This window comes from Sphingomonas aurea (genome assembly GCF_030678875.1).
Classification (GTDB): Bacteria; Pseudomonadota; Alphaproteobacteria; order Sphingomonadales; family Sphingomonadaceae; genus Sphingomonas; species Sphingomonas aurea.
Genome location: NZ_JAUUDS010000004.1, coordinates 127,771 through 140,914 on the forward strand (window position 1 = coordinate 127,771; position 13,144 = coordinate 140,914).

A 13,144-nucleotide genomic window follows, 5' to 3' on the forward strand; every position below is an offset into this window, starting at 1 on the left:
AACTTCCACGCCAATCGCCTTCGGGAAGGGACTGATCCTGGATCGGTCTGGCCCCACGCCCACCCCGCCCATGCCACTCCGGCACTACGCGACGAAAGATGAGGACGCCGATGCCCGACACCGCAGCGACACCCGAGCGTCCCTTCACTCGCTCGCTTGGCCCGCTCCTGATCCTCGCTCTCGCCATGCTGCTGGGCTTCGCGATGATGCAGTCGTTCGGCACGGTGCAGGAGGGCGCCAAGGCGGAAATGGGCCTCAGCGACTATACGCTCAGCCTGATCCAGGGGTTGAGCGCGGCGCTGCCGCTGGCACTGTTCTCGATCCCGATCGGCATCCTCGTCGACCGACACAATCGCGTCCGGATCATGATCGCGCTGGTCGCCACCTTCGTCGCCGGTACCTGGCTGACGGCGTTCGCGACGGGGCCGTGGCTGCTCTTCGTCGCGCGGATGCTGGCCGGGGTCGGCACGACCGGCGCGCTGACCGCGGCGCTGTCGCTGTGCGCCGACCTGTGCGCCCCCGCCCAGCGCGGACGGGCGCTGCTGATCGTCGGGCTGGGCAAGTCGCTGGGCCAGGCGGCGGCGTTCGGGCTGGTCGGCCTGTTCTTCGGCTGGTTCGTCGGCAATCCCGGCCTGCTCGGCGGGCTGGCGCCGTGGCGCGGTTCGCACGCCCTGCTCGCGGCGGTCGGCACGGTGGCGATGCTGCCGCTGTTCCTGCTGCGCGAGCCGGCCCGTCACGAGGTCGCGGCAAGTACGCACGCGCCGTTCCGCATCATCGTCGCCGAACTGTGGGGCCGCCGCGGCTTCCTGCTGCCGCTATTCCTCGGCCAGGTCAGCGTCATCATGGCCGACGCCGCCGGAACGATCTGGGCGGCGCCGGTGCTGTCGCGCAGCTTCGCGCTGCAGCCGCAGGACTTCGCGGCATGGATGGCGCCGCTCATGTTCATCGCCGGCACCGCCGGTGCGGCCGTCGGCGGCCTGTCCGCCGATCTGGGTCAGAAGAGCGCGCGCCGCGGCGGCTTGCTGATCGGCGCGATCATCGCCGCTGCGATCGGCGTTCCCGCCGCGCTGTTCCCGGTCGCCCCGTCGGTGCCGATGTTCGCGATCGCCTTCGGGACGCTGATCCTGGCGGGCTCGCTGACCGGTGCCGTCACGTCGGTGGCGCTGACCGTGTTCATCCCCAACGAGCTTCGCGGCCTGTGCATCGGTGCCTTCCTGGCGGTTGCCGGACTGATCGGGTTCGGACTTGCACCGCCGCTGGTCGCCGCGGTCAGCGGCCTGCTGGGCGGCGAGCAGCACCTGGCGGGCGGCCTGGCGATCGTCGGCGTGGCGACCAGCATCGTCTCGCTCATCGCGTTCATCGTCGCGATGCGCCGCGCGCCAATTTCGGCAACGGCGGAACCTATCTGAAAGCTATTGCATCACCTATCGGATAGGTGCATGATCCTCCTCAGACCCGACAACAGGGCGCAGGAGCGAGGATGATGAAGACGCGGCTCGAGGTTTCGCCGGAAATGCTCGCCTTTGTGGGGCAAGGGGCGCTGCCGGGCGGTGAGTGGCCGAAGGACTCGGTGGCCTTCGCCTATCGCCTCGCCCCTGCCAGCTTCGCCTTCCATCCCGATCCAGACGCGGACGATCTGGCGGACGGCGATATCGTCTTCGTCGTGGCGGTGGACGCATGCATCCGTATCTTCGGCGTGGTGCCGATGGTCGCCGCGACCTGGCACATCCCCATCGAGATGCGCGGCATCGCGCTGGCCGTGCAGGAATGCCGGCTGCCGGGCATGGCCGGCACCACGCTGCGCGTCGCCAAGAGCATCGAGCTGCTCTGCATCACCTTCGAGAAGCTGGGCGATGACAGCCTGATCCCCGCCGACGGCGCCGGCACCCTGTCTGCCGCGGAGGCGCAGCGGATCGCCGACGCCCGCCGCCTGATCGACGAGCGCTGGCACGAGAAGCTGACGCTCGACTCGATCTCCCGCGCCTGCGGACTGAACCGTGCCAAGCTGACCCGCGGCTTCCGCTCGATGTTCGCGATGAGCGTCGCCGACGCGATCGCCGACCGGCGGCTGGGCGGCGCGCGCGACCTGCTGCTGGCCACCGACCTGCCCGTCTCGTCGATCGGCTATCGCTGCGGCTATCTGAACAATGCCAGCTTCACCCGCGCCTTCTCGCGCCGCTTCGGCCAGGCGCCGACCCAGTTCCGCAACCGGCAGCTGGCGGCATGAGCACCGCCATATCGGGCTCGCTGGTCGAGCAGGCGGTCCGCCGCATCCGCAACCATATCCGCGAGCAGGACCTGAAGGTCGGCGACACGCTGCCCGGCGAAGGCCAGTTCGCCAGCGACCTGGGCGTCAGCCGCGCGGTGATGCGCGAGGCGTTCGGTGCCTTGGCCGCGCTGCGCCTGATCGACGTCGGCAATGGCCGCAAGGCGCGGGTCGGTGCGATCGACGGCTCGGTCATGGCCGCCTCGATCGATCACGCCGTCGCCACCGCACAGGTCACCACCGCGCAGGTGTGGGACGTCCGCCGCACGCTGGAGCTGCGCACCGCCGCCCTCGCCGCGGAGAATCGCAGCGACGAGGATGCGCGCGCCATCGCCGACCACGCCGCCTGCATGGCGCAGGACGGCAACGATCTCGACAAGCTGATCGGCCACGACATCGCCTTTCACCAGGCGGTGGCACGCGCGGGCGGCAACGCGCTGTTCCATCAGATCGTGCGCTCGTTCGAGCAGCTGATGCGCATCGCCGTGCCGACCGCCTGGCAGACGCGCGAGACGCCTCTCCAACGTGACGCGGTTTTCGCCGTGCACCGAAACCTCGCCACCGCCATCGCCGATCGCGACGCGGCCGCCGCAGCGACGCTGATGGAAGCGCATTTCGACAAGTCGATCAGCGACATATTCGACGGCTCGCGCTAGCCGCCCTCCCCCACGTCCGACCCGACCGTTCTGCCACAGGAGTGTGGCCGATCCGCCGCGCGCGTGCGGTTTTGGTATTGTGAACGATCTCAAAAGATGCTTATCAGAACCCAAGCAGTGGAAATGACTGCGAATGGGAGGATGAGGATGATGACCGAGCAGGTCAGGCGTCACCGTCACGTGGCGCGCCGGGCAACCCGATCGAGAATGACCGGCTGATCGCGCGCTGCTGCTGACGGCGCGTCACGTCGCGCGTCGCCACCAGGATTTTCACGGCTGTCGACACGGGCGGTGCGGAGACGCGCCGACGCGGGCGCATGCGTGCGCTCTCCCGATAAGAACGAAGAATTACAGGAGAGGAACAGGGGACATGCACATTCGATCGACCATCGCCGCGCTGCTGGCGTCGAGCACGCTCGTCGCGCCGGCCATGGCGCAGACCGACGTGACCGCGCAGAACACGGTGACGCCGCCGTCGACCACCGAACCGGCGGTGGACGCGGGCGCGCCCAACGATGCCGGGTCCGGCGACGAGATCGTCGTCACCGGCATCCGCGCCAGCCAGGCCAAGTCGGTCGACATCAAGCGTCAGGCGGCGGCGATCGTCGATGCGATCAGCGCCGAGGATATCGGCAAGCTGCCCGACGTCACCATCGTCGACTCGCTCCAGCGCATCTCCGGCGTCCAGATCCAGCGGTCGGCCGGCGAAGGCGCCACCGTCAACATCCGCGGCCTGCCGCAGGTGGTGACGCTGCTGAACGGCGAGCAGTATCTGTCGCCCGCCAATCTGGGCAGCGCACAGCCCAACCTGAACGACATTCCCGCCCAGCTGATGAGCGGCGTGGTGGTGTTCAAGTCGCAGGACGTGCGCAACGCGCAGTCGGGTATTTCCGGCACGATCGACCTGCGCACCCGCCGCCCGTTCGACTTCAAGAACGGCCTGACCGTCTCGGGTCAGGGCGAATATTCGACCGGTCGCGACACCCGCGACGATAACTATCTGGCGAGCGGCCTGGTCAGCTATCGCACCGGGCGCCTGGGCGTGCTGGCGACCGCGGCGTACAGTGAGGTGACGCTGGGCAACAACTATGCCGGCATCTCGGGCGGCACCTTCGGCAATAACGAGTGGGGCGGCAACGAGGCCGCCAACTGGATCGCGCCGCACGGCTACGACACCTTCCACCGCGAGGTGGAGCGCCAGCGGCTCGGCATCTCGGGCGCGGTGCAGTGGGAGATCGACGACGGCGTGACCCTGACCGGCGAGGGCTTCTACACCCGCTTCGTCGAGCATAACCGCGCCGCGGGCATGAACATCTCGAACCGCTGGACCGGCGTGAACTGGACCCAGCCGCTGGTTTCCACTGACTCCGGTCAGGTCAATGCCGGCAACGGCAAGCCCTGGCTCGACGTCGACCAGTATAATCTCGATGCCTGGTGGGTGAACTCCTTCTCGGTCAACCGCTCGATCAAGTCGGAGTCCAAGAACTTCAACCTCGAGCTGAAGTGGGACAAGGGCGGCCCCTTCACCTTCACCGCGCGCGGCGTCTACGCGGATGCGAATTACCTCAACACCAACGGTCAGGTGCAGGGCGACCTGTCGAACTGGCGCGCGTCGACCACCGACGGCAGCGTCGACCACACCTTCACGCTGTTCCGCAACGCCGCAGACCCGACCCGCGGCACCTTCTATCCGGCGAACATCGCGTCGCGCTTCCCGGCGTCGCGCTATACGAACAACGTCGTCGGCAGCAACGGTGGTCGCTACGTCGATCCCAACCCGCTCGGCTATGCCCGCGATCCGCAGCTGACGCTCGACATCTCGGGCCGCAACGCCGTCTGGTCCGGCTTCGACCGACCGATCGGCGGCGGGCTGGGCGCCAATTCGACGCTGCGCGACTATATGTCGAACCTCGACAGCTATACGGTCGGTGCCTACTCGTCAGAGGGCAACAACCGGAACCGGTCGAACCTCTACGCCTTCCGCCTCGACGGTGCGTATGATTTCGAGAAGGACGGCGACAAGCTGTTCGGCCTGCTGAAGCGCGTCGACGTCGGCGGGCGCGGCAGCCGGCGGCGGACCTCGATCTCGGTCTATCACCTGTTCTCGAACTTCTACGCCGGCAACGGCGCGTCGAACCCGAATGGCTGCCCGGTCCAGTGGAAGGCGATCGACGTCGTCATGGACAACCCGCAATGCTCCGCGGGCGAGCAGGTCGCCAATCCGTTGTTCAACCCGGCGCTGCCGGTCAGCGCGAGCAATCCGCAGACCGTATTCCAGGGCTACACCGTCAACCGCCCGACCCGGCTGGCCGAGAACAACAACACCTATTTCCTGACCGACTTCGGTTCGGTGACGAAGGGCTTCCCGGGCGTGTGGGTCGCCGACCCGCGCGACTTCGACGATCCCGTCGCCTTCCAGGAGCGGGTGTTCGGCAACGCCTTCCCGGTCATCATCCCCGGCTCGTCCTACGACGTCGATTTTTACGAGCAGTCGGCCTATGCCAACACCGTGCTGGAAACCGGCCCGGTCACGGCCAATGTCGGGCTGAAGGTCGTCCGCACCAAGATCCGCGTCCGCCAGAACCTGACCGGCGCGACCGTGGCCTATGGCGACACCAACATCGACACCGGCGATTTCTTCGCGGGCAACGAATATACCGATTGGCTGCCGACGGTGAACGTCCAGTGGAACGTCACCGACCGGCTGAAGCTGCGCGCGGCCTTCGCCAAGACGATGATCCCGCTCGACCTGGGCAATTACGGCGGCGGCCTGTCGATCTCGACGGCGGACTCCTCCGGCCCGACCGCGGCCAACCCCAACGCCTCGCCGATCGGCGTGCGCCAGGTGACGGGCGCCTCGTCTAGCGGCAACCCCGACCTGAACCCGTGGCGGTCGAACAACTATGACGCGGCGATCGAATATTATCTCGGCCGGGCGACGCTGTTGAACGTCGGCGTGTTCAAGCTCGACATCAACAGCTTCGTCACCACCCAGACGCTGAACGACGGCCGCTTCGCCGACGGCGACGGCGTGATCCGCCGCGACGTGCCGTTCACCCGGCCGATCCAGGGCGACGGCGGCTCCCTGCAGGGTGTCGAGGCAGGCGCCAAGGTCGCCTTTGCCGACCTGATCGACGGTGGCGGGCTGTTCCGCAACTTCGGTATCGATGCGAACTACACCTTCTCGGACAGTTCGCAGCGTGACCGCAGCATCGACGGCAAGAAGCTGCCCTTCTACGACAATTCGCGTCACCAGGTGAATGCCGCGCTATGGTATCAGGACGCCCGGTTGCAGGCGCGTATCGCCTATAATTATCGCACGCCGCGCCTGTCGGGCGTCTATGGCGGCGGCGGTGGCGGGTCGATCCCGATCTATCAGGATACCGCGCAGTACGTGGACGTGAACGTCACGTACAACTTCAACGACAATATTTCGATCTACGCCAACGGCTCGAACATCCTTGGCGAGATCGAGAAATATTACTATCAGTTCGACTCCAATTCGAAGCAGTTCAACAGCCGCAACGAGTTCGAGCCGCGCTACTCGCTGGGCGTGCGCGCCAAGTTCTGACAAGCCCCTCCCCTGATCGGCGGCGCGCCGGATGGCCGCCGCCGATCCTTTTTCTTCCTGATATTCCCGCGGGCGGCCGGGCCCGCTATCCGGGCAGGCATCATGGCCGACGACATATCCTCCCCCATCCGGTCGGTCGTGATCGCCGGTGGCGGCACGGCGGGCTGGATGGCCGCCGCCGCGCTCGCCCGTCATTTCGGCAAGGCGGGCGTCGCGTTCACGCTGGTTGAATCGAGCGACATCGGCACGATCGGCGTCGGCGAGGCGACCATCCCGACCATCCGCCGCTTCATCGCCGCGCTCGGCCTGTCCGAGGCCGAGGTGATGCGCGAGACCGAGGCGACCGCCAAGCTCGGCATCCTGTTCGAGGGGTGGGACGCACCCAACGGCCGCTTCCTCCACCCGTTCGGCATGTACGGCCAGGACGCCGGCGACATCGGCTTCCACCATCTCTGGTGGCGGGCGCGGCAGCAGGGGGACGCGACCCCGATCGACGCCTATTCGCTGGGCGCGCAGCTGGCACGGCAAGGCCGCATGGCCCTGCCCCGCACCCCTGCGCCGACGCCGCTCGCCACCTATGACTGGGCCTTCCACCTCGACGCCGGCCGCTTCGCCGCGCTGCTGCGCCGCTATGCCGAGGCGTCAGGCGTCACCCGCATCGACGCGCAGATCGCAACGGTGGAGCGCGGCGACCGCGGCGTCGCCGCGCTCCACCTGCACGACGGGCGGCGGATCGCCGGCGACCTGTTCGTCGACTGCACCGGTTTCCGCTCGCTGTTGCTCGGCGAGGCGATGGCGATCGGGTTCGAGGACTGGCGCCAATGGCTGCCCTGCGACGCCGCGATCGCGGTGCAGAGCGAGGCCGGCAGCGGCGACCCGCCGCCCTATACCCGCGCCATCGCGCATGGCGCCGGCTGGCGCTGGCAGATCCCGCTCCGCCACCGCGCCGGTAACGGCATCGTCTATGCCGAAGGGACGCTGAGCGAGGACGAGGCGACCGCGCGCCTGCTCGCCGACCTGCCGGGCAAGCCGCTGACCGAGCCGCGCCGCATCCCGTTCCGCTCGGGCCGGCGCACCCGCGCCTGGGCCGGCAACGTCGTCGCGCTAGGCCTCGCCGCCGGCTTCCTTGAGCCGCTGGAGTCCACCTCGATCGCGCTGATCGAGACCGGGATCGAGCGGCTGCGCCGCCTGTTCCCCGCCGGTTCCGACATGGCCGCGCTCGCCGACGAGTTCAACGACGCCACCGCCGACGAGTGGGAGCGGGTGCGCGACTTCATCATCCTCCACTACAAGCTGACCGGCCGGCGCGACACCGGCTTCTGGCGCGACTGCGCGGCGATGGACGTGCCCGCCACGCTCGCACGCAAGCTCGCGCTGTGGGATGCGCGGGGCGAGTTCGTCCGCTATCGGTGGGAGATGTTCCACCCATCGAGCTGGCTGGCCCTCTACGCCGGCTTCGATCGCCGGCCCGCCGCGCTCGATCCGGCGCTTGCCGCCCTCCCGGCGGAGCAGACCGCCGCCGCCATGGCGCGGATGCGGGCCGGGGTGGCGCAGGCGGTGGCGGCGGCGCCCGGCCACGCCGATTTCCTGCGGTCGCTCGACCGATGAGCATGCGGGCCGGGCCGCTCGCCCGCATCTGCATCGTCGGCGGCGGCACCGCCGGCTGGATCGCGGCGGCGCTGATCGCCCACCACTATCCGCAGATCGCGGTCGAACTGGTCGAGTCCGACGATATCGGCACGATCGGCGTGGGCGAGAGCACCATTCCGCCCTTCCTCCAGCTGCTCGCCCGCCTCGGCGTCAGCGAGAGCGACTTCATCCGCGACTGCCAGGCCAGCTACAAGCTCGGCATCGAGTTTCGCGACTGGCAACGTCCCGGCACCGCCTATTTCCACCCGTTCGGCGATCTCGGCACGCCGGACACCACCGACTTCTACCAGCTGTGGCTACGCGCCCGGGCCGAGGGGTTAGACCTGCCGCTCCAGGATTTCGCCCCGGCCAACGTCATGGCCCAGGCCGGGCGCTTCACCCTGCCCTTCGCCGCACGCCAGACGCCGGTCGGCACCGCCGCCTATGCGCTCCACGTCGATGCGAAGCGGGTCGCCGCCTTCCTTCGCCGGTACGCAGAGGCACGCGGCGTCGTCCGGACCGAGGGGCTGGTCGACGATGTCGCAGTCGATCCGGGCGGCTTCGTCCAGGCGATCCGGCTGCGCACGGGTGAGCAGATTACGGCCGACCTGTTCCTCGACTGCACCGGGTTTCGCGCGCTGCTGGCGGGCAAGGCGCTGGGGGGCGGCTATCGCGACTGGTCGCACTGGCTGCTGTGCGACCGCGCGGTGGCGGTGCAGACCGCCAATGCCGGCCCGCCGCCGCCCTTCACCCTTGCGCAGGCGCAGCCCGCCGGCTGGCGCTGGCGCATCCCGCTCCAGCATCGCACCGGCAACGGCCACGTCTTCTCCTCCGCGCACATGAGCGACGACGAAGCGACCGCGCTGCTGCTGGCGCAGGTCGAGGGCGAACCGGTCACCGCCCCGGTGACGGTCCCCTTCCGCACCGGCGTCCGCGAGGCGCCGTGGCAGGGCAATGTCGTGGCGATCGGCCTGGCCCAGGGGTTTATCGAGCCGCTGGAATCGACCGCGATCCACCTCGTCTATCGCGCGGTCGACTATCTGTTCCGCTTCCTGCCGGCGCGCGACTGCGCGGCCGAGCTGGCCGGCGAGTTCAATCGCCGCATGATCGCCGATTACGAGGAGATCCGCGACTTCGTCGTGCTCCACTATTGCCTGACCGAGCGGCGCGACACGCCCTTCTGGACGGCGTGCGCGACGATGGAACTGCCCGACAGCCTGGCGCGCCGCATCGCGCTGTTCCGCGTCAACGGCACCGTGCCGGACGGCACCGACGAACTGTTCCGCGCCGTCAGCTGGCAGGCGGTGATAAGCGGCATGGGCGTGACCCCGCGCGGCTGGCACCCGGCGATGGATCGCGCCGCCGCCCCCACGCTGGCCCCCGACCTGACCCGCGCCGCCGCGACGCTGGCGCGCTTCGTCGATACCCTGCCCACCCATGCGCGCTTCATCGCCGACCATGTACGGGCACCGGCACCGTGAGCCGGCAGGCCGTCACCATCCGCCACGTCGCGGCAGAGGCGGGCGTGTCGCTGCAGACCGTATCGCGCGTCATCAACAACGAGCCGAACGTCCGCGACGCGGTGCGCGCGCGGGTCAACGCCGCGGTCGAGCGGCTGGGCTATATCCCCTCGATCGCCGCGCGGCGGCTGGGTGGCGCGCGCTCCTATCTGATCCTCGCCCTCAACGACCGCGACCGGACGATCGAGGGCTGGCGCCTGGGCGAGGGTAACGACTGGGTCGACCAGATGCTCTATGGCGGGATGCTGACCTGCGCGCAGCACGGTTACCGCATGATCTTCGAACTGGTCGACACCCATGCCGAGCATGTCGAGCGCGCGGTGCTGGCCGCCCTTGCCGCGCTTCGTCCCGACGGCGTGGTCCTGACCCCGCCGCACAGCGACAATCCGGCGATCACCCGATTGCTGGAAGAACGCGGCGTCCCGTTCGCCCGGATCGGATCGGGCGAGACCGGCGCGGGCTTCGCGATCGGCATGGACGAGGCGGCGGCCGGTCGCGCGGCGACCGAACATCTGCTGGCGCTCGGCCATCGGCGGATCGGCTTCGTCTCGGGAGACCCGGAATACCGGCTCAGCGTAGACCGGCGCGACGGCTATCGTCAGGCGCTCGCCGCTGGCGGCGTAGCCGCCGATCCGGCGCTGGAGCAGCAGGGCGATTTCAGCTTCGCCTCCGGCGTGATCGCGGCAGAGGCGCTGCTCGACCTGCCCTCACCTGCGACCGCGATCGTCGCCTCCAGCGACCAGATGACGCTGGCCGCGCTCCACGTCGCCTATCACCGGGGCCTGCGCGTGCCGGCCGATCTGGCGCTGGTCAGCTTCGACGACACGCCGGTCGTCCGCTTCGCCATGCCGCCGCTGACCGCCGTGACCCAGCCGATCGCGGCGATGGCTTCGGCCGCCGCCGAACTGCTGATCCGCGCCTCGGCCGGCGAGGCGATCGATCCCGAACCGCGCATCCTCCCTTTCGCGCTCAACGTGCGGGCGTCTACCGTGGGGGGATGACCCCACGCCCGATCTCGAACCCGCTCAACCGTTTCCTCATCCTCTTCGCCCTGGCCTATGCCGGCGGCGTCGCGCTCTATGGCCCCTTCCTGTCGCTGCTGCTGCCGCTGCGCGTGACGGAGATCGCCGGGGCGGCACGGCTGGGGCTGCTGGTGACGATCACCATGGCCGGCGCGGTGGCGGCGAGCGCGTCGAACATCCTGTTCGGCTGGCTCAGCGACCGGGAGCGGCAGCGGCGTGGCGACCGGCGCGGCTGGATGACGGCGGGGCTGGTCCTGACGCTGGTCAGCTATGCCGGCATCGCCGCCGCGACCGGCCCGGCCACATTGCTGGTGGCGGTGGTCGCGTATCAGCTGGTCCTCAACGCGCTGCTGGCGCCGCTGATGGCATCGATGGCCGATACCGTTCCCGACGAGCAGAAGGGGCTGGCCGGCGGGTTGCTCGCGCTGGCGCAGCCGGTGGCGGCGGTCAGCGGTGCGGTGGTGCTGGACCTGCCGGTGTCGCCGGTCGCGCGGCTGGCGATCATCGCGGTGGTGCCGGTGATCCTGATCGTGCCGCTGCTGCTGACCCGGCCGCCCGCCATCGCGGCTCCGGTCGCCGCTGCGCCGAAACCGGCGAAGCGCCGATCGCGGATCGACATGACGCTGATCTGGACGTCGCGGCTGCTGATCCAGATCGCCTGCAACGTGATGTTCGCCTTTGCCCTGTTCCTGCTCGGCGGCATCCTGCACCTGCCGATCTCCGACGCCTTCGCCGCCCGCGTCGGCCGGATCACGGCGGTCGCGCTGTTCGCCGCGCTGCCGATCTCGCTGCTGGTCGGCGCGGTGTCCGACCGGTTGCGGTTGCGCAAGCACATGCTGCTGCTGACGGCGGTGCTCGCCGCGGCCAGCCTGCTGACGGTCGCGGCGGCGGGCGACGGGTGGATCGCGATGCTCGGCTATGCCGCGTTCATCGGCGTGGCGACCAGCTTTCTCGGGCTGCACTCGGCCTATACGATGCAGATGCTGCCCTCGCCGCGCCATCACGGGCGCGACCTGGGGCTCATCAACCTCGCCAACACCATCCCGGCGCTGCTCGGGCCGCTATTGACCTGGGGCATGGCGCGGACGACCAGCTATGGCAGCGTGCTGGCGATGCTGGCCGCGCTGACGCTGCTCGCCGGGCTGCTGATCCTGCCGACCCGCGAAGACGGTTAGAGCGTTACCGTATCAGGTGGGATCATCGGCACGGAGGTGATTTCGACGTCGTGCAAGGCGTGGGGAGGGAGCGATGCCGCAGCATCGTAACCGACGAACAACGCAGCACCACGTCGAAAGCGGCCCGCCGCGCAGCGGTCGCCCACAGGGCGAGGACGGTGGTTCAACCTGATACGGTAACGCTCTAGGACTGGGTTTCCGGCAACCCGTGCGTCGGGCGGCGGCGGGGGGCGGCGTCCGACTGGCGGCGGATCAGCTCATATTCGAATACCCGGTGGCGCCGGTCCGCGGCCAGCCCGCCGGGCGTCGACACCTGTTCCAGCAGCATCGACACCGCCTCCTTGGTCATGTCGACCAGCGGCTGGCGGATCGTCGTCAGCTGCGGCCAGATCGCGGTGGCGAGTACCGTGTCGTCGAACCCGCACACCGCCACGTCGGCCGGCACGTCCAGGCCAAGGCGATGGGCGACCGCGATAACCGCGGCGGCCATGTCGTCGTTGCACGCGAAGACGGCGGTCGGCGGCTGGTCGCTTGCGAACAACCGCTCGGCCGCCTCCAGCCCCGACGGGTAGGTGAAATCGCCCTCCATCACCATCCCCGGATCGCTCGCGATCCCGGCAGAGGCGAGTGCGCGGCGATAGCCGTCCAGGCGCTGGACGCTCGCCGAAGAGCGCGCCGCGCCACCGACGAACGCGATGCGCCGATGGCCCAGCGACAGCAGATGCCGGGTCATCGCCTCCGCCGCGCGGTCGTCGTCGATATGCACCGCCAGCGTCCGTGCATCGGGCATGCTGGCGGTCAGCGCCACCATCGGTATCTTCGCGCCGTCCAGCAGCGCGATCACGCGCGCATCCTCACCCAGTGGCGGCGGCAGGATGACGCCGTCGACCTTTGCCGCGATCAGGTTGGCCGTTCCGATCAGCGGATCGCCGCTGGCGTCCGCGTCCTCCATCAGGATCTGAACATGATTGCGACTTGCCGCACTCATGCAACCCATCAGCACCGCACTCAGGAACCCCGCGCCCAGGTCGTTGAGCAGCAGGCCGAAACGGATCTCGCGCGATCCCGCCAGCCGCCGGGCGGCGGCATTGGGGACGTAACGCAGCGCGTCGACTGCCCGCATCACCGCGCTGCGCGTCTCCTCGCGCACCCGCCATGGTTCGTTCAGCGCGCGCGACACGGTCATGGCCGACACCCCCGCGCGCTGCGCGACATCGGCGACCGTGGGCGTGCCCGAAGCGCGGGACGGCCGCTTAACGAAGGAGCGCGATGAAGACATCGTTCAGGGTGTTAGCGCTCGCGCCG

9 protein-coding genes are annotated in these 13,144 nt (G+C 69.3%); 8 read left to right on the top strand and 1 reads right to left on the bottom strand.

What is annotated here, in order from left to right; genetic code table 11:
• Positions 1–110: 110 nt before the first annotated feature.
• From Q5H91_RS10115 to Q5H91_RS10150, 8 genes are all read left to right on the top strand, one after another.
• Positions 111–1,409 (top strand): MFS transporter, encoded by a 1,299-nt coding sequence (locus tag Q5H91_RS10115; RefSeq protein ID WP_305173275.1) that lies wholly within the window; start codon positions 111–113, stop codon positions 1,407–1,409.
• A gap of 71 nt (positions 1,410–1,480) precedes the next feature.
• Positions 1,481–2,227 (top strand): helix-turn-helix transcriptional regulator, encoded by a 747-nt coding sequence (locus Q5H91_RS10120; RefSeq protein WP_305173276.1) that lies wholly within the window; start codon positions 1,481–1,483, stop codon positions 2,225–2,227.
• On the top strand, positions 2,224–2,922 hold the full coding sequence (locus tag Q5H91_RS10125) for a FadR/GntR family transcriptional regulator (RefSeq protein WP_305173277.1): 699 nt from the start codon (positions 2,224–2,226) through the stop codon (positions 2,920–2,922). The genes Q5H91_RS10120 and Q5H91_RS10125 overlap by 4 nt, the downstream gene beginning before the upstream one ends.
• A gap of 370 nt (positions 2,923–3,292) precedes the next feature.
• Positions 3,293–6,493 carry a TonB-dependent receptor gene (locus Q5H91_RS10130; protein ID WP_305173278.1) on the top strand — a complete coding sequence of 1,067 codons (3,201 nt, stop codon included), beginning with the start codon at positions 3,293–3,295 and terminating at the stop codon, positions 6,491–6,493.
• Positions 6,494–6,595: 102 nt separating this feature from the next.
• Positions 6,596–8,101, top strand: a complete 1,506-nt coding sequence (locus tag Q5H91_RS10135) for a tryptophan halogenase family protein (RefSeq protein WP_305173279.1) — start codon at positions 6,596–6,598, stop codon at positions 8,099–8,101.
• Positions 8,098–9,603, top strand: a complete 1,506-nt coding sequence (locus Q5H91_RS10140; RefSeq protein WP_305173280.1) for a tryptophan halogenase family protein — start codon at positions 8,098–8,100, stop codon at positions 9,601–9,603. The genes Q5H91_RS10135 and Q5H91_RS10140 overlap by 4 nt, the downstream gene beginning before the upstream one ends.
• Positions 9,600–10,643: a LacI family DNA-binding transcriptional regulator gene (locus Q5H91_RS10145; protein WP_305173281.1), complete on the top strand. Its 1,044-nt coding sequence runs from the start codon at positions 9,600–9,602 to the stop codon at positions 10,641–10,643. The genes Q5H91_RS10140 and Q5H91_RS10145 overlap by 4 nt, the downstream gene beginning before the upstream one ends.
• Positions 10,640–11,839, top strand: coding sequence for an MFS transporter (locus tag Q5H91_RS10150; protein WP_305173282.1), 1,200 nt, complete (start codon positions 10,640–10,642; stop codon positions 11,837–11,839). Before Q5H91_RS10145 ends, Q5H91_RS10150 begins: the two co-directional genes overlap by 4 nt.
• A 184-nt stretch (positions 11,840–12,023) precedes the next feature.
• On the opposite strand, the gene Q5H91_RS10155 is transcribed toward Q5H91_RS10150, so the two are convergent.
• A complete protein-coding gene (locus tag Q5H91_RS10155; protein WP_305173283.1) occupies positions 12,024–13,118 on the bottom strand; it encodes a LacI family DNA-binding transcriptional regulator in 1,095 nt (364 codons plus the stop codon).
• Positions 13,119–13,144: the final 26 nt, after the last annotated feature.